The sequence below is a fragment of the Adlercreutzia sp. CNCM I-6215 genome (assembly GCF_977072315.1).
On sequence record NZ_CDRVMA010000009.1, the window covers coordinates 31,221 to 52,401 of the forward strand.

Annotated in this window: 21 protein-coding genes and 1 tRNA gene; 16 read left to right on the top strand and 6 right to left on the bottom strand. The window is 67.3% G+C overall.

Annotated elements, in window-relative coordinates; all coding sequences use genetic code 11:
- Window positions 1–2 precede the first annotated feature (2 nt).
- Window positions 3–665 carry a 4Fe-4S dicluster domain-containing protein gene (locus ACW4LP_RS07990; protein WP_022740684.1) on the top strand — a complete coding sequence of 221 codons (663 nt, stop codon included), beginning with the start codon at window positions 3–5 and terminating at the stop codon, window positions 663–665.
- On the top strand, window positions 665–1,537 hold the full coding sequence (locus ACW4LP_RS07995) for a dimethyl sulfoxide reductase anchor subunit family protein (RefSeq protein ID WP_302404723.1): 873 nt from the start codon (window positions 665–667) through the stop codon (window positions 1,535–1,537). The genes ACW4LP_RS07990 and ACW4LP_RS07995 overlap by 1 nt, the downstream gene beginning before the upstream one ends.
- 508 nt (window positions 1,538–2,045) lie before the next feature.
- Here ACW4LP_RS07995 and ACW4LP_RS08000 read toward each other — a convergent pair.
- Window positions 2,046–2,933, bottom strand: coding sequence for a LysR family transcriptional regulator (locus tag ACW4LP_RS08000; protein ID WP_302404721.1), 888 nt, complete (start codon window positions 2,931–2,933; stop codon window positions 2,046–2,048).
- A gap of 244 nt (window positions 2,934–3,177) precedes the next feature.
- Here ACW4LP_RS08000 and ACW4LP_RS08005 point away from each other — a divergent pair, with 244 nt between their 5' ends.
- The gene (locus ACW4LP_RS08005) at window positions 3,178–4,161 is read left to right on the top strand and encodes a DMT family transporter (RefSeq protein ID WP_302222491.1); all 984 of its coding nucleotides are present in this window, start codon (window positions 3,178–3,180) and stop codon (window positions 4,159–4,161) included.
- A 1-nt stretch (window position 4,162) separates the two neighbouring features.
- Here the strand turns inward: ACW4LP_RS08005 and ACW4LP_RS08010 are convergent, their stop codons facing one another.
- From ACW4LP_RS08010 to ACW4LP_RS08030, 5 genes are all read right to left on the bottom strand, one after another.
- Window positions 4,163–4,858, bottom strand: a complete 696-nt coding sequence (locus tag ACW4LP_RS08010) for a pentapeptide repeat-containing protein (RefSeq protein ID WP_022740678.1) — start codon at window positions 4,856–4,858, stop codon at window positions 4,163–4,165.
- A gap of 95 nt (window positions 4,859–4,953) precedes the next feature.
- Window positions 4,954–5,877 carry a DMT family transporter gene (locus ACW4LP_RS08015; protein WP_270355919.1) on the bottom strand — a complete coding sequence of 308 codons (924 nt, stop codon included), beginning with the start codon at window positions 5,875–5,877 and terminating at the stop codon, window positions 4,954–4,956.
- Entirely contained in the window at window positions 5,874–6,761 is an 888-nt protein-coding gene (locus ACW4LP_RS08020; RefSeq protein WP_455803702.1) for a helix-turn-helix domain-containing protein, read from the bottom strand. Before ACW4LP_RS08020 ends, ACW4LP_RS08015 begins: the two co-directional genes overlap by 4 nt.
- A gap of 137 nt (window positions 6,762–6,898) precedes the next feature.
- Complete coding sequence (locus ACW4LP_RS08025) at window positions 6,899–7,588, bottom strand: response regulator (RefSeq protein WP_114539473.1); 690 nt, start codon at window positions 7,586–7,588, stop codon at window positions 6,899–6,901.
- Window positions 7,585–8,742 carry a sensor histidine kinase gene (locus ACW4LP_RS08030; protein ID WP_302404719.1) on the bottom strand — a complete coding sequence of 386 codons (1,158 nt, stop codon included), beginning with the start codon at window positions 8,740–8,742 and terminating at the stop codon, window positions 7,585–7,587. The genes ACW4LP_RS08025 and ACW4LP_RS08030 overlap by 4 nt, the downstream gene beginning before the upstream one ends.
- Before the next feature lie 124 nt (window positions 8,743–8,866).
- On the opposite strand from ACW4LP_RS08030, the gene ACW4LP_RS08035 reads away from it, so the two are divergent.
- From ACW4LP_RS08035 to ACW4LP_RS08095, 13 genes are all read left to right on the top strand, one after another.
- Window positions 8,867–9,922: an ABC transporter ATP-binding protein gene (locus tag ACW4LP_RS08035; protein WP_418379502.1), complete on the top strand. Its 1,056-nt coding sequence runs from the start codon at window positions 8,867–8,869 to the stop codon at window positions 9,920–9,922.
- A 9-nt stretch (window positions 9,923–9,931) separates the two neighbouring features.
- A complete protein-coding gene (locus ACW4LP_RS08040; protein ID WP_418379503.1) occupies window positions 9,932–11,119 on the top strand; it encodes an ABC transporter permease in 1,188 nt (395 codons plus the stop codon).
- Window positions 11,106–12,326: an ABC transporter permease gene (locus ACW4LP_RS08045; RefSeq protein ID WP_418379504.1), complete on the top strand. Its 1,221-nt coding sequence runs from the start codon at window positions 11,106–11,108 to the stop codon at window positions 12,324–12,326. Before ACW4LP_RS08040 ends, ACW4LP_RS08045 begins: the two co-directional genes overlap by 14 nt.
- A 126-nt stretch (window positions 12,327–12,452) precedes the next feature.
- A tRNA-Val gene (locus ACW4LP_RS08050) sits at window positions 12,453–12,527 on the top strand.
- Window positions 12,528–12,724: 197 nt separating this feature from the next.
- The gene (gene cpaB, locus ACW4LP_RS08055) at window positions 12,725–13,540 is read left to right on the top strand and encodes a Flp pilus assembly protein CpaB (RefSeq protein ID WP_279056460.1); all 816 of its coding nucleotides are present in this window, start codon (window positions 12,725–12,727) and stop codon (window positions 13,538–13,540) included.
- On the top strand, window positions 13,537–14,853 hold the full coding sequence (locus tag ACW4LP_RS08060) for an AAA family ATPase (protein WP_455803703.1): 1,317 nt from the start codon (window positions 13,537–13,539) through the stop codon (window positions 14,851–14,853). The genes cpaB and ACW4LP_RS08060 overlap by 4 nt, the downstream gene beginning before the upstream one ends.
- A 12-nt stretch (window positions 14,854–14,865) precedes the next feature.
- On the top strand, window positions 14,866–16,197 hold the full coding sequence (locus ACW4LP_RS08065) for a CpaF family protein (protein ID WP_114539466.1): 1,332 nt from the start codon (window positions 14,866–14,868) through the stop codon (window positions 16,195–16,197).
- On the top strand, window positions 16,161–17,147 hold the full coding sequence (locus ACW4LP_RS08070; RefSeq protein WP_418379506.1) for a type II secretion system F family protein: 987 nt from the start codon (window positions 16,161–16,163) through the stop codon (window positions 17,145–17,147). Before ACW4LP_RS08065 ends, ACW4LP_RS08070 begins: the two co-directional genes overlap by 37 nt.
- Complete coding sequence (locus ACW4LP_RS08075; RefSeq protein ID WP_303150509.1) at window positions 17,147–18,097, top strand: type II secretion system F family protein; 951 nt, start codon at window positions 17,147–17,149, stop codon at window positions 18,095–18,097. Before ACW4LP_RS08070 ends, ACW4LP_RS08075 begins: the two co-directional genes overlap by 1 nt.
- A gap of 30 nt (window positions 18,098–18,127) precedes the next feature.
- Window positions 18,128–18,370 carry a class III signal peptide-containing protein gene (locus ACW4LP_RS08080; RefSeq protein WP_231699517.1) on the top strand — a complete coding sequence of 81 codons (243 nt, stop codon included), beginning with the start codon at window positions 18,128–18,130 and terminating at the stop codon, window positions 18,368–18,370.
- Window positions 18,371–18,393: 23 nt separating this feature from the next.
- Window positions 18,394–18,558 carry a hypothetical protein gene (locus ACW4LP_RS08085; protein WP_418379507.1) on the top strand — a complete coding sequence of 55 codons (165 nt, stop codon included), beginning with the start codon at window positions 18,394–18,396 and terminating at the stop codon, window positions 18,556–18,558.
- Between the two features lie 14 nt (window positions 18,559–18,572).
- Complete coding sequence (locus tag ACW4LP_RS08090; RefSeq protein ID WP_232325605.1) at window positions 18,573–19,088, top strand: TadE/TadG family type IV pilus assembly protein; 516 nt, start codon at window positions 18,573–18,575, stop codon at window positions 19,086–19,088.
- Window positions 19,078–21,180, top strand: coding sequence for a molybdenum cofactor biosynthesis enzyme (locus tag ACW4LP_RS08095; protein WP_418379508.1), 2,103 nt, complete (start codon window positions 19,078–19,080; stop codon window positions 21,178–21,180). Before ACW4LP_RS08090 ends, ACW4LP_RS08095 begins: the two co-directional genes overlap by 11 nt.
- Window position 21,181 lies beyond the last annotated feature (1 nt).

The window sequence follows — 21,181 nt, forward strand, 5'->3', positions numbered from 1 at the left end:
CCATGGCGAACAAAGCAATCGTCACCGACCTGAACCGCTGCGTGGGCTGTCTGGCGTGCATGGTCGCGTGCAAGGCCGTGAACAACGTGCCGATCGGCTCGTACTGGAACAAGGTGCTCCGCATCGGCCCGAGCCTGAAGGCCGGCGCCACGAGCGCCCACGACGTGGAGATGTACTACCTGCCCGTGCAGTGCCAGCACTGCGAGAACCCCGAGTGCGTGAAGGTGTGCCCGACGGGCGCCTCCCACAAGCTGGAGGACGGCACCGTGCAGATCGACAAGTCGAAGTGCATCGGCTGCCAGTTCTGCGCCATGGCCTGCCCCTACGGCGTGCGCTACCTGAACGAGGAGGAGCGCGTCGTCGAGAAGTGCACGCTCTGCGAGCAGATCACCGCCCAGGGCGGTCTGCCCCAGTGCGTTATCCAGTGCGGTGGCCGTGCCCGCTTCTTCGGCGATTTGGACGAGGGTATCGATTCCTTCGAGGCGCCGGAGATCGGCTACGACGTCGATCGCTCCTATGACAATTTGTACACCGGCAACCGCGTGAAGCTGGGCGATATGGCCAAGGAGTACACCGAGGCCGACGTGCACCACCTGCCCGATGTGGGCAACGGGCCGCACTTCGCCTACATCCTGCGCGACCGCGACTGGAAGGGTGGGGAATAATGGAACTGCAATGGCCCCTTATCTTGTTCACCACGCTCTTGGCCTGGGCGGCCGGCCTGTTCGCGGCCCAGTGCCTCTGGGCGCTGCGCGGAAAGGGCGGCCGCGCCCAGATGCCGGCGCTCATCGCCTCGGCCGCGCTTCTGGTCGTGGGCGGCATCGCGGTGTTCTTCCATCTGGAGCACTGGGAGCGCATCTTCAACGGCTTCGGGCACCTCACGAGCGGCATCACCCAGGAGCTCATCGCCATCGTGGTGCTCGCCGTCGTCATGGTCGTCTACTTCGTGTACCTGCGCCGCGCGGGTGACGAGGCGCGCGTGCCGGCGTGGCTTTCCGCCATCGGCATCGTCGTGGCGGCGATTCTCGTCATCGTCATGGGCCACTCCTACATGATGGCCTCGCTGCCAGCCTGGGACTCGCTTCTGCAGATCGCCTCGCTGCTCGGCGCGGCCTGCGGCTTCGGCCCGGCCACCATGGCGCTCATCTGCGCCGTGCGCGACGAGGCGTCCGACCTCGATGCGAAGGCGAACCTTATCGGCCAGGCCGTGAACGTGGTGCTCGTGGTGGCCTATCTCGTCGCCATGCAGGCCACGGCTGGCTCCTACACGGCGGTGGAGTTCTGGTTCGACCCGACGAGCCCGACCATGGACATCACTCCCGACGGCTCGACGGCGCCCTTCTCCGGCGCGTCTGTGTCCTGGGCCGTCACGGCCATCGTGGCCGCGGTGGCCGGCCTGGGCTCCGCGCTGGCCGGGCGCGCCAAGGGCGACTGGAAGGTGTGGGGCGCTGTGGGCGCGGCCTGCGTGCTCGTGAGCGCGCTCGCCCTGCGCGCGGTGTTCTACATGACCGGCGTGTCCATCTACCCGTTCTTCTAGAGCACGAGGGAGGCCGGTCTTCCGGTTGGCACCCGTAGGGGGCGACCTCGGTCGCCCCTCCCGACTGAGAAAGATTGTCTTTGTTGAGGAGGGCTGACCAAGGTCAGCCCCTACGGAAGAGCGGCTGCTAATTCCCGACCCCCCGATCCCGAAAGCCCCCGGTGGGCGCGATTCGCATCCCCAAACCCCTTGCAAACGCGAATCGCCCCCACTGGGGGCTTTCTTCGCTTTGTGAACCGGCGCTTTCGGTGGGTCAGAACTTCTTGCTTTCATATGAGTGCAAGAAGTTGCGGTTTCGAAGATCCAGGACGAGAATTATCTCTTCCGTGCGGAGAAAAGTGCGATCGTGCGAGTTTCAGAGCTTTCGAAACTCGCATGATCGCACTTTTTCTTGCACGAGGACTCTTTCCCGGCTCAAAAGACTCGCACGATCGCACTTTTCTCCGCACGGAAGGCGAAAAAGCAAGTTTGGGCGGCCGTTCTCAAGTATGCATTTCGGAAGTTGGTGCTAGCTCCCGTAGCGCGCGGCGACCCATTCTCGGGTGACTTCGGCGAAGGCGCGGGTGGCGGCCGAGGCGGTTTCGCGCGAGCGCACGGCGAGCGAGATGCTGCGGGAGCACTCGCGCTCGGCCGGCAGCACGGCGAGCGGGAACAGAGGGCGCGACAGAATGAGGCTCGGCAGCACGGAGAAGCCCAGGCCGGCGCTGACCATGGACATGACGGCGTAGTCGGAGTCCACCGTGAAGCGCACGTTGGGGGTGACCCCGTTGGCCTCGAACAGCGCCTCCATCTCGGAGGGGCGCGCGTTGCCCTGCAGCTGCACGTAGGGCTCGCGGGCTAAGGCTTCGGTGGGGAAGAAGGGGGCGCCCGCGAGGGGATGGTCTGGCGGCAGCACCACAAGGAGCGGGTCGGTATGCAGCGGCACCGCCTCCAGGTTGCGCCGCTCGGGCGCGATGGAGAAGGCGCAGTCGGCGCGGCCCTCCCACACGGCGTTCACGAGCTCCTCCTCGTCGTCGATGCACAGAAGCTTCAGGTCGATTTTCGGATACTGGTCGAGGAAGGCCCGCGCTATGGAGGGAAACCACTCGATGGCCACGCTCGTGAAGGCTCCCACGCGCACAAGGCCGCCCTCCCGATCGGCAAGTTCGCGCACGCGGGCGGCCAGCGCATGCTCGTCGGCGTTGATCGCCTGCACAAGACCGAGCACTTCGCGGCCCTCGGTAGTAAGATGCACGCCTCCGTACTCGCGCAAAAAGAGCGTCAGTCCCAGCTCCTTTTCCAGGGCGTTCACCAGGTAGCTGATGCCGGCCTGGGTATAGCCCAATTCCTCGGCAGCGGCCTTGAAGCTGCCGAGGCGCGCCACCGTGAGGAAAGCGTCGTATTTCTGATTGGCCATAAGGTGTCTCCCTGGGGTACGAATAAGCCTGTTTCGTGTTGTGCGCTTGCACAAGTATAAGACTTTCTTGAAATGTTTTACAAGAAGTCTCGTTTTACTTTTTCCTGCCCGGAGCTTAGTATAGCCATCGTTCCAAATTCAGAGAAAGAACGCCCCAGGTGGGGCTTGGATTTTTGCGCTTTGAAGGAGGTTGCGCGCCGCCATGTGCCGGATGCGGGCCGCGACGAAGCCGAGAGGAGGAGCCATGAGTCATTGGAAGCAGGCGCGTTGGCCGTTCGTGGTATTCGTGCTCATCGAAGTGGTCATTTTCGGATCGGGTAGCGCTGTGACGAAGTTCGCCTACGACTCCATCACGCCTCTGTGGTGTCTGGCCGTCCGCTTCGGCTTGGCCACGGCGGTGTTCGCGCTCTTCTTCGGGCGCCGCATCATCGCGCGGCTTCGCAGCGTGAAGGTGCGGCTGTGGCTGCCCCAGGCGCTGTGCATGGGTATTTCGTATCTGTGCTGCAACGTGGCGCTCGACCTTACCACCGCCACCAACGTGGGGTTTCTCGTGGCGCTGCCGGTGGTGTTCGCGCCTCTGCTCTCAACGATGGTGGAGCGCTCCCGCTACCCGCGCGCCATCATTCCTTTTCAGGTGGGAGTAGCCGGCGGCCTGTACCTCCTGTGCAGCCAGGGCGGCAGCCTCGCCGTGGGGCCGGGCGAGCTTCTGGCTTTAGGGTCGTCGGTGGCGCTGGCCGGCGCGCTCGTGTTCGGCAAGCAGGCGCTGGCCGAGCTTGACGCTGTGACCGTGGCCGGCACGCAGATCGCCGTGGCCTTTGCGCTGTGCCTGGGATGCGCTCTGGCATGGGAGCCGATGCTGGACGTGGCCGCCGTGCGGCCGGTGGCCTGGGGCATCATCGTGTTCTTGGCGCTGTTCTCCACCTGCCTGGCGTTCTTCCTGCAGAGCTTGGCGCTCGACCGCCTCTCTTCCACGACGGTGTCGCTGCTGCTGACGGGCGAGCCGGTGTTCACGGCCCTGTTCGCCTACCTGTTCCTGGGGGAGACGCTTTCGGCGATGGGGCTTCTGGGTGCCGCGGTCATCGTGGGCACGGTGGTGGCCGCCACCTGGGCCGACGGACGCACGGGCGCTCCCGCAGCTCCGGCTGCTCCCGTCGTCGTTTCCTGTCGAGCCGTGCCGCGCCCGAGATTGCTCGTGTCGAAGCGCCGCGACGACAGGATGGCGGCTTAGGCTACTCCGCCACGATGACGCCGAGGCGGCGGGCTAAGGCTGCGGCCTGATAGACGTTCATCTTCGTGCCGTAGATTTCCGCCATGGTGTCGGAGAGCGCCACGCCCTCCAGCTGACAGGTGGAGAAATCGAGCCCGAGCAGGGGCGTGCGGAAGAAGCTCGTGCCGATGAAGCGGTCGTCGTCCAGCGTCACGTAGTGCAGCTCCATCTCGGCCATGTCGGCGCCGGAGAAATCGCAGCGCGTGGCCGATACGGCCCAGAAACGGCAGCGGTTGAAGGCGCCGAAGTCCAGCGTGCAGTCTTCAAGGGCCACGTGCTCCAGGTTCGCTTCCATAAACGACGCGCCTGTGAGCTTGCAGTTCTTGAAGGTGCAGCGGGTGAATCCGGCGCTATCGAAGTAGCTGTTGGCGAAGTCGCATCCCTCGAATACCGTATCGGTAAACAGCGAGCCGGAAAAGTCGCAGCAGGAGAGGAAGCAATTCGCGAACCGGGCGTGGGCCGCCTGCAGCTCCGAGAAATTCTCGTCGGCGATGATGAGGCCGCTCGCGTCGATGGCCTCCAGGGGCTCGTCGGCGCCGCCGCGCAAGTCGTCGGCCTCCAGAGCGCGCAGCTCTTCCGGGATGGTCGGCAGCGACAAGGTGCGCTGGGCCGCCGCCGTCTCGTAGGCGGTTTGGACGGGATCGGGAATAGCGGCCACGGGGGTCCTTTCTTCGACATGGCGATGGTGGTGCGTGAGGGCCATGCTGCTGGTGCGAGCAGCGATCCCTTGACGCTCCGGCCATTGTACTACGTCTACGAAGAGGAGGGCGAGGCGTGGCCGCGGCGTTGCCCTCGGCGAGAGCCTTTGCGGTTTGAAAGCATGAGGCCGGCGATGGTGAGGGCGACGCCGCCGACGATGGGAGGCGTCATCGGCTCGCCGAGCACGAGGGCTGAGGCGGCGCCCGTGAGCGCCGGTACCAGGTAGATGTAGGTGCTCGTGACGACGGCGCCGAGATGCTTCACGGCGAAGTTCCAGGTGGCGAAGCAGGCGGCAGAGGCGAGAAGCCCCAAGAAGAGCAGGTTCGGGACGACGAGGGGGTTCCCGAGAGCTTCTGCGGGAAACGTTCCGGCGAAGGGGAGGGCCGGGGCCATGAACAGGAGGCCCCAAGCGAAGATGCGCTTGGTGGCGGTCAGGGTCTCGTAGCCGGCTTCGGCGATGCGGCTGACAAGGGTTGAGTAGACGGCCCACACGAGCGAGGCGATAAAGGCCAGCCCGCAGCCGATGAGGTTGTCCGCGGCGCTTCCCGTGAAGGCACTCCCACCGCTGGCGGTGCCGACGAGCAGGATGCCGCCCATGGCCAGGACGAACCCGATGGCGAAGCTCGCGGGGGAGGCGGGGCGCTGCCCGCGCGCAAGGGCGATGAGGACGCAGAAGAGGGGAGAGGTGGCGCAGATGGCGCCGACGGCCGTGGCGCTCGTGAAGGTGAGCGCCACGTTCTCCAGCAGGAAGTAGCAGGCCACGCCGGTAAAGCCCGCCGCGGCAAACAAGCGGCCGTCACGCGGATTCGCCAGGCGCAGGCGGTGCGGCCGCAGGCAGCTGAGGGCGGCAAAGCCCAAAACGAACCGGATGACGAGAATCCACAGCGGCGTGAGGCCGGCGGCGAGCAGCACCTTGGTGGCGACGAAGGTGGTGCTCCAGACGAGGATGGTGAACAGGGCGAGTGCATGCGCTTTCATGAGAGCACCTGCTCGGGTGACGAATCGACGGAGCCTCTCGGGGTAGAGGGGGACAATGGGGCGCCCTTGGCCCGGTCGGCGCCGACGCTGGATTCAGTGACGGCCCGTTGATAGAAGTCCGGCGTCATCCCCAGGCGCTCCTTGAAGGCGCGGGTCAGGTGGGCCTGATCGGAGAACCCTGCCGCCAGGGCCGCCTCGGCGCAGCTGGCACCGCTGGCGAGCGCCTCGCGGGCCGACTCCACCCGCAGCGAAGTCAGATAGCGCATGGGCGTGAGCCCGAAGGCGGCGGTGAACGAGCGCAGGGCGCGGTACTTGTCCAGGCCCGCCGCGGCGGCGACCTCTTCCAAACGCACGGTTTCTGACGCGTGGCGGCGTAGGTGGGCGGCCATGGCGTGGGCGGCATCGTTGCGGGGGTCGGGCTGGCCGGTCGCGGCCAGCAGGCCGACGAGCAGGTAGATCGTCTCTTCCAGGTGCCCCTCGTCAACGGCGGCCGCCTGCATGAGGTCGACCGCCTCTCCCATGAGGGCGATGGCCTCGGCGTCTTCAACGATGGGGCCGGCAAAAGGCGGGCAATCGTGGAAATCGAGCAGGGCGAGGCTGTCGTAGACGAGCGGCGTGGCTCCCTCTTGGACGCATCCGTGGGCGTCGCCCGCGTTGAGGGCGAGCAGCTGGCCGGGGCCGAGGCGGTAGCGCGTGCGGTTGCATTCCATAATGCGATGCCCCTCGCGCACGAGGCCTATGACCGGGTAGCCGTGGGCGTGAGGCGCGAACAGCTGGTCGAAGCCGGTGAAATGCCGGAACTCGATCGTGCCGCCAAGGGCGCGGCGCACGGTCTCGCGGTGCCGGGGGTGGCGGGGCTGCTGAATATGTGGGGCATGAGTCATCTCCATAACAAGGAGAGATGATAGCCATTTGCCCGTAGATTTCTTGCATGAAATTGCAGCGGCGCACCATGCGGTCTTGCGGACGATGAGGGCGCCGGGGAACGTCGCGGGCGGTGGGGAGCGGATGACGCTGCGACCTACCGCCACCAGGCGATGGCGATCTGGGTACGGTTTCTCAGGCCGCACTTCTGCAGGATGGCCGAGATGTGGTTGCGCACGGTGCCCTCGGACAGGTACAGCGCCTGCGCGATCTCGCGGTTGTCGAGCCCCTCGGCGATGAGCTCGGCGATATCGCGCTCGCGCTGTGTGAGCCCCTCGGCGAAGGCGGGGGCGGCCTGGCTGTTATCGGGGTGCGACAGAGAGTCGTCGAAGGCGGCTCCGGCGCCGTTCGCTGGCCGTTGCCCGATGAGCGCGCTCACGCGGTCGGTGACATCGGATCCCAGGACGATCTGGCCTTCCATGACGGAATGCAGCGCTTCGGCCAGACCGCGCGCCTCCTGTTTGATGAGGTAGCCGCGGGCCCCGATCGCCAGCGCGCGCACGATGTAGTCGTCGTCGGCGAAGGTGGTGAGGAAAACGATGCGCGCCTTCGGGTGGGCGGCGAGGATGGCCTCGCCGGCGGCCAGGCCCGACAGGTCGGGCATGCGGATGTCGAGGAGCATGATGTCGGGGTGGTGCTCGTTGAAAAGCGCCGCCGCCTCGGCCCCCTTCGTGCCGAGGGCCGCCACGCGCACGCTACCGCGCGCCTCCAGTATCGTGCGCAGCGATTGGGCCACGAACTCGTCGTCGTCCACGATGACGACGGAAAGGGGAGATGGGGCGCTCATGGGCGAACCTCCTGGGTTTTGGGGAAGGTGGCGAAGACGCGGGAGCCGGCGCGCGGTGGGGGCAACGGTCCGAATGAGAAGGTGCCGCCCAAGGCCGTCGCGCGCTCTTCCATCGAGGCGAGACCGAGGCCGCCCTCGCCGACCAGGTTCGCCGCGCGCCCGTTGTCCTCGATGGCGAGCTGATAGAAGCCGGGGAACTCGAGGAGGGAGACGGCGACGCTCGTGGCGCGCCCGTGCGTGCGGGCGTTCGCGAGCGCCTCGCGCACGATAGCCACGACGGCAAGGGCGACAGGGCGAGGAAGGCTTTCGGCCTCGAAGGCGAGCGTGCCGATGATCCCCGGGAATTCCCTGATCAGCTCGGCCAAGGTGGTCTGTGGATCGAAGGCCTCGTCGTGCAGGTCGTGCACGCTGGCCCGCACGGTGCCGAGGGCCTCGTGGAGGGTGGCGCCGACCGCCGCCAGCTCTTCGGCAAGCGCCGGATCGTCCTCGTGCGTGACGGCAAGGGCCTCCATTTGCAGCACCGAGCGGGTGAGCAGGTGGCCGACGTTGTCGTGGATCTCCCGCGCGATGCGGGCTCGCTCGGCCAGCACCGCGCAGCTCACTTCCAAATCTTGCCGCTCGGCGAGGTCGCGGGCTCGCTCGGTCAGCGCGAGGCGGTCTTCCTGCACGGCGTCGCGCCATTGGCGGAGCGAGGCACGCTCGGTTTGAACTTTGGTCGTGCGCCGGGCGGCCAGGCAGGCGAGCGCTCCCAGCAGAAGGGCGGCTGCCGCCAGCGCGCCGCTTCCGGACACTGCGGCGCCCAGGAGGGCCGCGGGCCATAGAAAGCGCAGGGGGCCGAGGTTCTGCGCCACGGCGGCGTAGGCCAGAAGCGGCACGAAGGCGGCGAGGGCCGGCGCGGCAAGTGCGGCGATGAGGTAGGCGGCGGCGATGGCGGGACGTGCGACGCGGATGAAGCGCGCGGCGCGGACGGGGCTTGCGGCGCTGGCAGGGGCCTGGCGCTGCGCACCGCCTTCGCCGCGATCGAGCAGTTCGAGCGCGCCCGTGGCGATGAGGGCGAGAAGCGGCGCCGCTACGGCTGCGGGGGCAGCGGGAGCGAGCAGAAGGAGGGGAAGCCCCAGCCCGAAGAGAACGATCTCGTCGACGATTCTATCCATGGGGCCATTATAAGGCGCACGTTCGCGAAGCAAGGGGCACGTCGACATTCGTGACATTTGGCACTTCTGCGGCGCGGCGGTTCTTGGAATAATGGGGCCATGACCGATAGGGGAAGGAGCGCTCATGGACGGCGAGCTTACGAACGGCAGCGCGCGGACCGGCGCGCTGAGGATCGATGGCACGCAGGATGGCGCGCAGGGCGACTGCGCGAGAGACGATAGCGCACGGGCCGGCGCTATGTCGGCGCCCATCGTCGAGGTGCGCAACTTGGTGAAGCGCTACGGAGACGTGGTGGCGCTCGACCACTTCGATTTGCGCATCGAGCCCGGCGAGATCTTCGGGCTTTTGGGCCCGAACGGTTCGGGCAAGACGACGGCCATCAATTGCATATTGCAGCTGCTCACCTTCGACAAGGGCGACATCTGCCTGTTCGGCGAGCCCATGACGCCCACGCGCTACGACCTGAAGCGCAAGATCGGCGTGGTGCCGCAGAACGTGGCGCTGTTCGAGGAGCTCACCGTGCGGGAGAACATCGACTTCTTCTGCGCCCTGTACGTGGACGATCGGCGCGAGCGGGCGCGGCTCGTTGACGAGGCCATCGCGTTCGTGGGTCTTGAGGACTACGTGAAGTTCCGCCCGCGCAAGCTCTCCGGCGGCCTTCTGCGGCGGCTCAACATCGCCTGCGGCATTGCCCATAAGCCCCGGCTCGCCTTCTTCGACGAGCCGACGGTGGCGGTGGATCCGCAGAGCCGCAACGCCATTCTGGAGGGCATTCGCCGCATGAACGCGCAGGGCTGCACCGTGGTGTACACGAGTCACTATATGGAAGAGGTGGAGGAGATTTGCTCGCGCATCATGATCATGGATCGGGGCCGATCAGTGGCCGTGGGCACCAATGTCGAGCTGAAGGCCCTGGTGGGGGCCGGCGAGCGCATCATCGTGGAGGTGGCGGCGCTTGGTGATGCCGTGCGCGGGCGCCTGGCCTCGCTGCCCCATGTGCGGCGCGTGACCTACGCCGAGCCGGAGCTGGTCGTGCAGTGCGAGCAGGGCGGCCACAACGTGGGCGACGTGCTGGGCGTGCTTGCGGACGCGGGGTGCGCCGTGGGCCGCGTCTATGCCGAGCCGCCCACCTTAAACGATGTGTTCCTCGAGATCACCGGTAAAGAGCTGAGGGATTAGGAGCGGGCTATGGGCACGTTGTTCGCAAGCACGTTGCGGGCGCTCGTTCGCGAGAAGAGCCTGTTCATCTGGTCTTTGGCCTTTCCCATCCTCATGGCGACCATCTTCATGTTCATGTTCGCGAACTTGGACGGCGCCATGGAGTTCGACCCCGTGCCCACCGGCGTGGTGGCCGATGAGGCGTGGGACGCGTCGCCGTTTTCGGCGGTGGCGGAGGCGCTGGGGGAAGAGAGCGATGATCGGTTGCTGGACGTGCGCCGCTTCGCCGATGGGGAGGCGGCCGCATCGGCCCTCGTCGACGGCGAGGTGATGGGGGTGTTCTCCGTCGACGAGGACGGCGAGCCGGTGCTGTCCCTGGCGCCGGGGCTGCAGATCGGTCAGACGACAGATATGGATGCTATCGATCGCAGCATCCTGGAATCGGTGGTGGGCACCTACGTGCGCGACGCCGACCTGATGACATCCATCGCCCGCGAGAACCCCGGGGCCTTCGCCGATCCGGGCCGTCTGGAGGCGATGTTCTCGAGCGTCGATGCGACTGAGGAGGTCTCGCTCACCCACGCCGCGCCCAAGGAGTCGGTGCGCTTTTACTACGCGCTGTTCGCCATGGCGGCCCTGTTCGGCGCCCAGATCGCCGTGGTGGCCGTCTGCTGGACCCAGCCGAACCTCTCGCCGTTGGGCGCGCGGCGGGCGTTGGGGGCCATCGGGCGCACGCGCACGCTTCTGGCGACGCTTCTGGCCTGCTGGCTGCTGTCGTTCTGCTGCCTGCTCATCGCGTTTCTGTACACGCGTCTTGTCGTGGGGGTCGACTTTGCCGGCCGCGAGGGCCTGTGCGTGGCGGGACTGGGCGCCGCATCGCTGCTCGCCTGCGCCCTGGGCACGGCGCTCGGATCGCTTCCCAAGTTAGATGTGGGGTCGAAGACGGGCATTCTCACCGGGGTGGTGTGCCTGCTCTCGCTGTTCACGGGGCTCTACGGCGAGCCCTGCATGGAGCTGGCCGACATGGTCTCGCGGGAATTCCCCGTGCTGGCCTCGCTGAACCCGGCGAAGGCCATCTGCGACATGTTCTACAGCCTGTACTACTACGACGGGCTGGAGGTGTTCGCGGGGAACGTGGCGCTCATCGGCCTGTTCTCGGCCGCGCTGTTCGCCGTAGGGGCCCTGTTCGTGAGGAGGCAGCGCTATGCAAGCCTGTAGATATGCCTTGGAAGTGGTGGCGAAGCATCCCATCTATCTGCTGGTGTACGTGGGCTTTTTGAGCCTCATGGGCCTGTTTATCACCAGCGGCGTGTACCCGCCGGCGACAAGTGCGGGCTACGAGTCGGCCGAGGTGCCCTTCGCGGTGATCGATCGGGATCAAAGCGACTTATCGCGCTCGGTGGCGGCGTTTCTCGAAGAGCGGGGAACGTCGGTTGAGGTGGCCGACGAGGCGCGGGCCTGCCAGGATGCCGTGGCCACGGGCTTGGTGGACTATCTGCTCATCGTGCCCGCCGGGTTCGAGGAGGGCTACCTGGCGGCGGCCCGCGACGGCGGCGACGGCCCTCATCTCGAGACGGTGTTCAGCTTCCAGTCGATGGCCGCCACGCTGGTCGATACCCAGGTGAACCAGTATCTGGGGTTGGTGCGGGCCGCGGCGGTGCTCGAGCCGGACGCCTCGCCGGAGGTGCTGGTGGCCCAGGCCGAGGCCTCCGCGCAGAAGGAGCCGCGCATCGAGGAGGTTTCCGTCCCGGGTGCGGCGGTGGGGAGCGAGGCCTTCGTCTTCTATCTTATGTGGAGCGCCTATCCGCTCACGGTGGCCGTGGTGGTGTCGGTGGGCATTCTCATGGGGGCCTTTAACCGCACCGACGTGCGGCGGCGTGTTGCCGTCTCCTCCACCTCGGGCTTGGGTCTGGGGCTGCAGAAGGCGGCGGCGGGGCTCGTCGTGGCGCTTCTCGTGTGGGCCGTTATCATGGGCATCGGCCTTGTCGCATTCGGCTATTCCGCATTCACCCTCGCACCGGCCGATCTTGCCTGCGTGCTGGCGGTGGAGCTCGTGTTCGTGCTCATCCCGCTGGCCATCGCGTTTCTGCTGGGGCAGCTGGGCTGCGGCGAGAGTGTGTCGAACACCGTGGGCAACATCACCGGCATGGTGCTGACGTTTCTAGGCGGTACGTGGATCAGCCTGGATCTTATGCCCGAGGCGGTGCGCGTCGTGGCCACCTTCACGCCGGTGTACTGGCTCGGCGAGGGCCTGCGTGCGGCGGTGGGCGATGCGACGGGGTCGGCGGCGGAAGGCGTCGCGCTTGCGGTCGGCGTGCTCTTGCTGTTCGCGGCGGCCATCTTCGTTACGGCGCTCGTGGTGGGCCGGATGCGCGCGACCAGCGACGACGCCGGCGGCAATGCCGCGGCCGCTGTGCCGAGGTAGCGCAGCGGGCGCCGTGCCGGGAGGTGCGCGGGATGTGCTATCGTCTCGGCGCCCTGCTTTCCATTTGCCCCAGCGGGGAACTTGTGGCACAATACGGACTCGCGCGTTTAGGCGCGTAATATGCTCGGTCGCGTGGCGCAGCGGGAGCGCAGGTGCCTTACAAGCACAAGGTCGGGGGTTCAAATCCCTCCGCGACCACCATGAATTGAAGCAGAAAGCCCCGGGTTGCCTGGGGCTTTCTTGTTTGCCCTGGCATTCCCCTCGCCCTTGGGACGCCAGTGCGGTCGAGGATGCGACTCCATAACGGTCGGCGCGAGGAACGAAACGGGACATTCCCGCGTCATTTTTACGGTCGTGATCTTGCATGATGTCATCGTTTCCGAAAGTCAGGAGAAGCGATGGCAATCAACAAGACGAAATGGGGTGCTCTGGCCTGCGGGCTGTGCTGCGCGTTGTGCGTGGCCCTCTACTTGGCCAGCGTGCGCGGGGAGGTGGACGCGGCCCGAGCCGAGGCGCTTGAGCGCTATGGGGGCGATCAGGTGGAAGTGTGCGTGGCCAAACGCGACTTGGCGGCGGGCGAGGTGGTGGACGCCTCGGCCGTCGTCACGAAGATGTGGGTGGCCGATCTTCTGCCCGACACTGCCGTGACTGATTCCTCCCAAATCATCGGTAGACGTCTGGGTTCGAACGTCATCAAGGGGGAAGTCCTCTGCTTCCGGCGCACCGAGGTGTCCGACTCCGAACTGGCGGTGCCTGCGGGCATGGCCGCCATCAGCGTGCCGGCGCGGCCCGTGCAGGCCGTGGGTGGTTCGGTGGAGCCGGGTATGGAAGTGGACGTGTACGCCACGGGCCCCGTGTCCACGACCAAGCTGGTGGGCGGCGCTCTGGTGCTGGCCACGAGCGCTGCGTCCGAATCGGGGGCGACGGCGGAGTGGGTTACGTTGGCCGTCGAGCCCGAGCGGGTTCAGGAGGTCGTGGCGGCGGCGCAGAACTTGGAACTTTATTTCGTGCTGCCGGCCTTGGGTGGCAGCACGCCATCGGACGGTTCGACGGGAGGGGAGGTTCGCGAAGCGGCGCCTCAGGGGCAGGAGGCGGCAGAGCCGTCGGCTTCGGCGGAGACGCCTGTGGAGGGCCCCGCTGCCGAGGCGCCTTCCGCTTCTGGGCAACCGGCGGCGCCTGAGAATGGGGCGACGGGGGAAGGAGCGAACCTATGACGAAGCGCAAGCGTTACTTGCTCTGCGGCCACGGCGAGAGTCTGCCGATGGCGGAAGACGGCGCAACCTCGCTTTCTTCGGTGCTGGAGGACCTGGCTGTGGAAGTGTGCGCCGAGGCGGTCTCAGCTCGGCGGCGCGTCAACGAGGAGCATTTCGATTTCGTGTGGGTGTCGTGCTGCGAAGGGGCAGAGCCCATTAATCTCGCTGCGGCCTGCAAGCGCGACAGCCCGCAGACGGCCGTCTATCTTGTGACGGCGGATCGCACGGGATCGGTGGCCTCCCGGGCTCAGGCCGCCGAGCTGGACGGCATCGTGTCCCCCGCGGAGCTGGGGGAGCATTTGCTGAAAGAAGCTGCGCGCAACATCGATGGCGACAGGGGCGATGGGGAATCCGTCGCGCTGGCGCTACCCGACTCCGAAGGCGTCCGACAAGCTCTCACGACGGCAAAAACGCAGGAAGAGAATCGCGCGGGCTTTCTGCTGACGGTGGTGAGTGGGAGCGGCGGTGCGGGCAAGAGCACGGTGGCGACCCTTACGGCCCTTCTCGGGGCTCGGCGCGGCCTGCGCACGGCGTTGCTCGACGCCGATCTGCAGTTTGGGGATCTCGCGGCCCTGATGGGAGACGCTCCGTCGGTGCCGGTTGAAGAAGTTGCGAGAACGGGAGCAGTACCCGATGAGCTGAGTGGGGCGCCGCTGGTGCTCGTCAGCGCTCCGCGCGCCCTGGAGCGCTCGGAGGTCGTAGCGGCCTCCATGGGATCGGTCGTCGACGTCCTCGTCGCCTCCTTCGATTTCGTGATCGCGAACACGGGAGGCGGCTGGGACGACGTGCATCTCCTTCTGCTGGAACGGGCTGCCGCCTCCCTGTTCCTCGTCGACCAGCGCGCCTCCTCGGTACGTGCCTGCCGCCATGCCCTCGATTTGTGCCTGCGCTGCGGCATTGCAACGGGATCGTTTCTGCTCGCCGTGAACCGCTGCACGCGTCATGCGCCCTTCACGTCCATCGACGTGTCCAGTGCGTTGGATGGGGCCCATGTAGCGGAGCTGGCCGACGGCGGTCGCGAAGTGGAGGAGCTGCTCGGCGCGGGCATGGCGCAGAGCCTGGTAGAGGCTTCGAGCCCTTTGTGCATAAGCATCGAGGGTGTTCTCGACGAGCTGCTGCCCTTGGCTTCTCGTCCTGCAAGTGCGGGGGTGCAGGCTCCTCTCGCCCGCATCGGCTTGGCGCCCAAGGCAGACGCGGGGTTGCGGGGCAAACAGCGCAAACGCAAGGGTCGCGCGAGCCGTCGCGAGGCCGCCTTGGCCAAGGGCGCATCGTAAGGAGGTGAGGAAATGTCTCTTCTGGAATGGGTTCGCGTGGCGGAAGACGCCCGCGATCAGCAAGACGATGAGCGCGTGGCAACGGGGCTCGAGTCCTTGCGGATGGCCGTGGGCGAGCTGGTTCCCCTGGATAGGGTCGCGCTCATCGCCGTCGACAGCCCGGAGCGGGCGCGCAACGAGATCCGGGCCGCCTGCCGGAGGCTCTCGACGCGAGATCCGTGGAAGGCGCTTGCGCCCGCGGTGTTCCGCGACTTGGTGGAGGGCCTGATCAGCACGGTGTTCGGGCTCGGGCCGCTGGAGGATCTGATTGCCGACGAGACGGTGACCGAGATCATGGTCAACGGAACGGACAGCGTGTACATAGAGCGCGACGGCCGCCTGTCCCGAGCGAGCGTGAGCTTCGAGAGCGACGAGCAGGTGCGGGCGCTCATCGATCGCATTTTAGGCCCTTTGGGCCGGCGGGTCGACGAATCGTCGCCCATGGCCAGCGCCCGCTTGCCCCAGGGCCATCGCGTCAACGCGGTGCTGCCGCCGCTCTCCCTCAATGGGCCGCTGCTCACCATTCGCGCCTTCACGCGGCGCGTCATGACGCTGGCCGAGCTGAAAGCGAGAGGTTCGTTCGACGAGACGGTAGAGCAGTTTCTCATTTGGGCTGTGGGGTCGCGCCGTTCCATTGCGGTTTCCGGTGGCACGGGCAGCGGCAAGACGACGCTCTTGAACGCCCTTTCCTGCCATATCTCCCACGAGGAGCGCGTCATCACCATCGAGGATGCCGCCGAATTGAAGTTCGACGAGCACCCCCACGTGGTGCGCTTGGAAGCCCGGGCGCCCAACGCCGAAGGCACCGGCGAGGTGACCATACGGGAGTTGGTGGTGAACGCCCTGCGCATGAGGCCCGATCGCATCATCGTGGGCGAATGCCGCTCCGACGAGGCCATCGACATGCTGCAGGCCATGAACACGGGCCACGACGGATCGCTGACGACGCTGCATGCCAACGCCCCGCGCGAGGCGGTGGAGCGCCTGGTGACCATGGTGCGGTTCGCCGTGGAGCTGCCTCCCGATGCCATCGAGGCGCAGATCGGCAACGCTTTAGATCTGATCGTGCAGACGGCGCGCCGTCCTGGGGGCGCCCGCTGCATCTCCGAGATCGCCGAGGTGTCCTTCGACCACGGGCGCCGCCGCTGCGTCGTTCGCACGCTGTACCGGTGGGAAGTGGGCCAGGAAGCGGGCTTTTGGCTGGACTATCCGCAGTGGGTCGACCGGCTGGCTCCCATGGGCCTGGCGGACAGACGGGAGGTGAAGACATGGATGCGGTCGTTGGACTTGCGGCAGTCGGCGTAGCCTCGTCGGGGGCGGCGGGGTATCTGGTCGCGCGGCTTGCGACGATCCGGCACGAGCGCCTTCGCCGTACCTGGGCCCTTGCGGCCGAAGGCGGTCGGGGAGCCGCCCACCCCGGGCTTGCTTGGCGCTTGCGCCACGGGGTGTCGGGCTTGCGGCCGGTCGCCGAGGCGCTCCTGCGCCGCGAGCCGGTGCGGCGCTATGTCCTGTGGGCGCGGATGGCCTTGGAGCAGCGGGGCTATGCCTCGACGTCCGACGCCTTGCTCTCGCTGGTTCTGGGCGCTTGCCTTGCCTTGCTTGTCGCCAGCTGGGTGATGGCCGCATCGCCGGTATTCGGGGCGGCGGTGGCGGGGTGCGCTCTGGTGGCGCTCTGCGCTGCGGTGAAGAGCGATGCAGAACGGCGCGAGGCCGCCTTGAGAGACGAGATTCCCGATGCGCTGCGCTCGTTGGGCGTGTGCTTTCGGGCGGGGCTCTCCCTCATGCAGACGATGGAACAGACGGCCTTGGAGATGAAGGGCCCTCTCGGTGAGTTGTTCCTCTCGGCGGCCCTGGTGCTTCAGACGGGGGGCACGGCCTCGGAGGCGCTGGCGCTGTTTCGTCAGCGGGCCGATGTGCCGGAACTCGCTTTCGTGGCCGTTGCCCTGGACGTGCAGCATCAGAGCGGCGGCAGTCTTGCGGCGGTGCTCGATGCGGCCCGGGAGTCGGTGGAAAGCGAGATCGACCTTGCCCGCTCCCTCAAGGTGCAGACGGCTCAGGCCCAGCTGTCGGCGCGCATCGTCACGGCGATGCCGTTCGTGCTTATCGCCCTGTTCTCGCTTATGAGCCCCGGTTTCCTCTCGCCGTTCTTCGAGAGCATGGCGGGCATGGCTCTTCTGGCGGCGGCTTTGGTCATGCAGGTGGCCGGCGTCGTCTTGGCGCATCGGATGCTGGATGCGGGGGGGAGGCGGTTGTGATGGATGTAAGTTGGGTACAGGGAGCGGCGGCGGTCGTTGCAGTCGGCTCGGCGGCGCTGCTCGGAGGTATGGCCTCGCGCATCGTCGGGGCATGGCGGCGTCGCATTCGTCATCGCGCGGCGGTGGTGGAAGGGTCGTCCGCGCTCCAGACCGGCCGTGCCGCAGCGGTCGGGGAAGAAGGAGTGGATGCGCGGATAGTCGCCTATGCGGTGGAGCTGTCCCAGCGGGCCCGAAGTCCGCTGTTCCACTTCCTGTCGCCGTCGTCTCTACGGGAGCGGCCCTTGCCCGAGTGCCGCTTGGCCGCAGCTGGTCTTGGCGGTGCGCTGTCGCCTGCGGGCTATGGGGAGGCGCGAGTGCGCCTGATGCTCGGCGGCGCGGTTCTCGGCGGTGCAGTGGGACTGACGGCGACGACCGAGCTGGCGGCTCTGCTCGCTGTCATCGGCGCCGTCGCCGGGTGGAGGGCGTTGCCCTGGGCGGTGAAGCGGCGAAGTTGCCGGCGAGCCGAGGCCATGGAATGCGACTTGTCCGAGATGCTCGACGTGGTGGCGCTCGGCATGCGCAGCGGAATGTCCTTCGACCGCAGCCTCGATTTGTACACCGGGTATTTCCGCACGCAGTTGGCCGATGCGTTCCGAAGCGCCCAGCGCCAATGGGCCTGCGGCCTGGCATCGCGGCCGGAGGCGCTGCGCGAGGTGGCCGACTCCTACGCCTCCCCGCTGCTCGCCCGGGTGATCGAGAACGTTGTGCGCTCCCTGCGCTTCGGCGCGACTATGGCCGACAACTTGGAGGACGCGGCGCGGGAGGCTCGCAGCGGATACAAGGCGCGTCGCCAGGAGGCGGTGGCGAAGGCGCCGGTGAAGATGATGGTTCCCACCGGCGTGCTCATCCTGCCCGCCATGCTCATGCTCGTGCTGGGGCCGGTGCTTCTGGAATTGGCGGGGGGCTTTTGAAGATGAAACGAACGAGAAAGGAAGTGCGACATGAAGAGGCTCGAATCCGTTGTGGGAAAAGTAGCGGATGCGCGGGAGGCGGTCGATCGGCGCACACGCGCGTGGTGCGCCGCGGTGCGCTCGCGCTTGGCGGACACGCGCGGCCAGGGGACGACCGAGTACGCCATTCTCGTCGGGGTGCTCGTGGTCATTGCCATCATCGCCATCACCCTGTTCCGGCCAAAGCTGCAAGAGCTCTGGGACGCCATCGCCTCGGGAATAAACAGCCTTTAGGGAACGAGCGCGGTCAGGGCGCGGTGGAATACGCCATCGTCACGGCGGCTTTCCTATGCGTGATTGTTGCCGGGGCGGCGCTCTGGCGGGCCTTGTCCCAGGGGCTTTTCGTCGATCACGGGCTCGCCTCGGCGTCGCATCATCTCGCTGGGGCGGCCACGTGGATCGCCGATATGCTCGTGTTTTAAGGAGGTGCGAGGCAATGGGGCGGATGGGTGCGAGGGCCCGCGATGCGCGCGGCCAGTCGACGGTGGAGGCCGCCGTGGCGCTGCCGGTGGTTTTCTTGCTCGTTCTTCTGCTCGTGCAGCCGGGCATCGTGCTGTACGACCGCATGGTCATGGCCGGTGCGGCGGCCGAGGGCTGCCGACTTCTGGCGACGAGTGACGGCGATGCGGCGACTTGCGAGGAGTACGTGCGCCGCCGCTTGGGGGCGATCCCGCCCCTCGACGTCTTCCATGTGCATGACTCCGGCTGCACATGGGAGGTGCGTTGCGAGGGCGGCGGTGCGGCGGATGTCGCGCGGGTGACCGTGCGGACGGAGGTGAGGCCGCTTCCCCTGCTGGATGGAGGGGCGACGCTGCTCGGGATGGTGAACGAGCGGGGCAACTTGGTGGTGGAGGTGACGGCGACGGCGCCGACGCGCGCCTCGTGGGCTCAGGAATCATTGAATGGCGCGAGCGTCAATGGAAAGGCAGGTGAATGGCGCCATGAAGGGTAGGTCGATATTCCGCGACGAGAAGGGCTCGACGACGGCCGGCATGGCCGTGGCGCTGCTCGTCACCTTGTCGCTGCTGTTCTCTGCCGCCCAGGTGTACCGCATCCATGCCGCTGGTTCCGAGGTGCAGGAGGTGGCCGATGCCGCCGCATGCGCGGCCTTAAACCCCGTGGCCGAGTTCATGGTGGCCGTGCGCGTGGCCGATGCCGCCGTGCTGTCACTCACGCTTCTGGGGGACATTGCGTACGGGGCCGGCGTCGTCGCCCTGTGCGTTCCGCCGGCGGCAGAGTTGGGCAGCCAGCTCGTTTCGGCCGGCCAGAAGGTGCTCAAGGCGCGCGACGCGTTGTCCCAGAAGGCCTGCGAGGGGCTGGGGGCGCTGCAGCGGGCGCTGCCGTTTCTCGCGGCGGCCAACGGTGCGGCGGTAGCGGCGGCCAATGGTGAGGGGAGCGGCTATGCGGCCATGGCCCTGCTGCTGCCCGGCGAGGGGTCGTCTATTGCGTCAGGGGCGAGTGCGGTCGAGGAGTCCATGGAGGAGGCCGTGGAAGCGGGCAAGGGCGAGCTTGCCGAGGCGGCGTCCCGGGCCGAGGAGGCGGCGCGTGCCGCCGAGGAAGCCCGGGCTCGGGGTTTCGCCCGCGACTGCGGCGACAATCCGTCCTATTGCATGTACGAGCGCGCGGGGCGCCTCGCAGGGCTGAGCGGTGCCGATAACCCTCTGTTCGCCTCGGTGGACAGCTGGTCGTTCTCCGTGCCTCTCGAACGGGCGCGAGTCTATTACCGCGAGCGGCTGCTGAGCGAGCGTCCTGCCTCGGACTCTGCCGAGGAGCAGGCCCGCAGCGCCCTGCGCAAGCGATTCTACGCCTATGCCATAAGCGAGCTGCGCGAGGCCTTCGTCCACGAGACGGCCGACAGCTTCTCAGCGTCGTTCCCCCGCTTTCCGCGGAACACCGAGCAGATGCGGGCCACGCGGCTGTACACCGAGCCCGTCTACCCGGTGACCGTCGATGGAGAGCTGCCGGTGATGCATGCCTGGGACGGCTGCCCGGAGGCGGGGCTCGTGGACTATTACGGGTCGGCCGAGGAGTGGGAGTCCGGCTCCTTCGAAACCTGCCCTGCCTGCAAGTTCACAGCGAGCGCCTTAGGGTCGGTGGCCTCGGCCTCCACCTCCATCGACAATGGGTTCGAGTACCACTACGACGCCGTCGCCCAGGCTGCTGCCGACTACCAGAAGGCGAGAGCGGATGCTGAGCCGCTGAGTCGCGCGGCGAAGGGCAACGCGGAGGGCCTTTTGGACGAGGTTCTGGCCGCGCTCGGCGATGCGGGCGCCTTCCGCATCAAAGCGGATCCTCCCGGAGCGGCGGGGTGCATCGCCTTCGTCGTCTCGACGGGAACGTCGGAGCCGACCGCCTTCGAGAGCGCTTTTGCGCCCTCGGGCACGCTGGGCGCTCGGGCCGCGGCGTCGGCGGCGACGCTCATCCGGGACGAGAGCGAGGAGGCGTCGGTGATAGGCGACTTGCTTGACGATCTGTCGGGGTCGGGCTCTGCGCTCTCCGGCGTCGGTGGTTTGGTGCTGGACGGATGGGCCGGCGCCCTGGAGGCCTATAGCAGCGGCACCGAAGGGTTGGAGAACGGCGTGGCGGCCGTGCTTTCGGGCATACCGCTCGCCGGCTCGACGGGATTGGGAGAGTGGGCCGCCAATGGCCTTCGCGAAGGGCTCGAGGCGGTGGGCCTCGAGCCGGCCGACACGGCTCCCCTCAAGCCGGTTCTTGCGGGCACGGAAGCCGTGGCGCGCGCTGGCGGCGGCGACTGGTCAGCCCGGTACCTCTCTCTGCGCGAGCAGGCATTGGCGCGCCCCGAGGCCTCCAGCGATGCCCTCGGTTTGCTAGCGGAGCGGGTGAGCGACGAGGCCTATCAGCGCTTGGCCTCCCTGGAGATCACCCTTGCGGTTGTCGAGATTCCTCTGACAGGGGTCTCGGTTCCGTTGACGGTGACCCTCCCCGCCACCTTGGCCGAAGGAGCGACCGGACTTGTCGATGGCGCTTTCGCAGCCCTGCGCAGCATCGTCGGCGCTCCGACGTATCTCGAGAGATGGGAGTGAG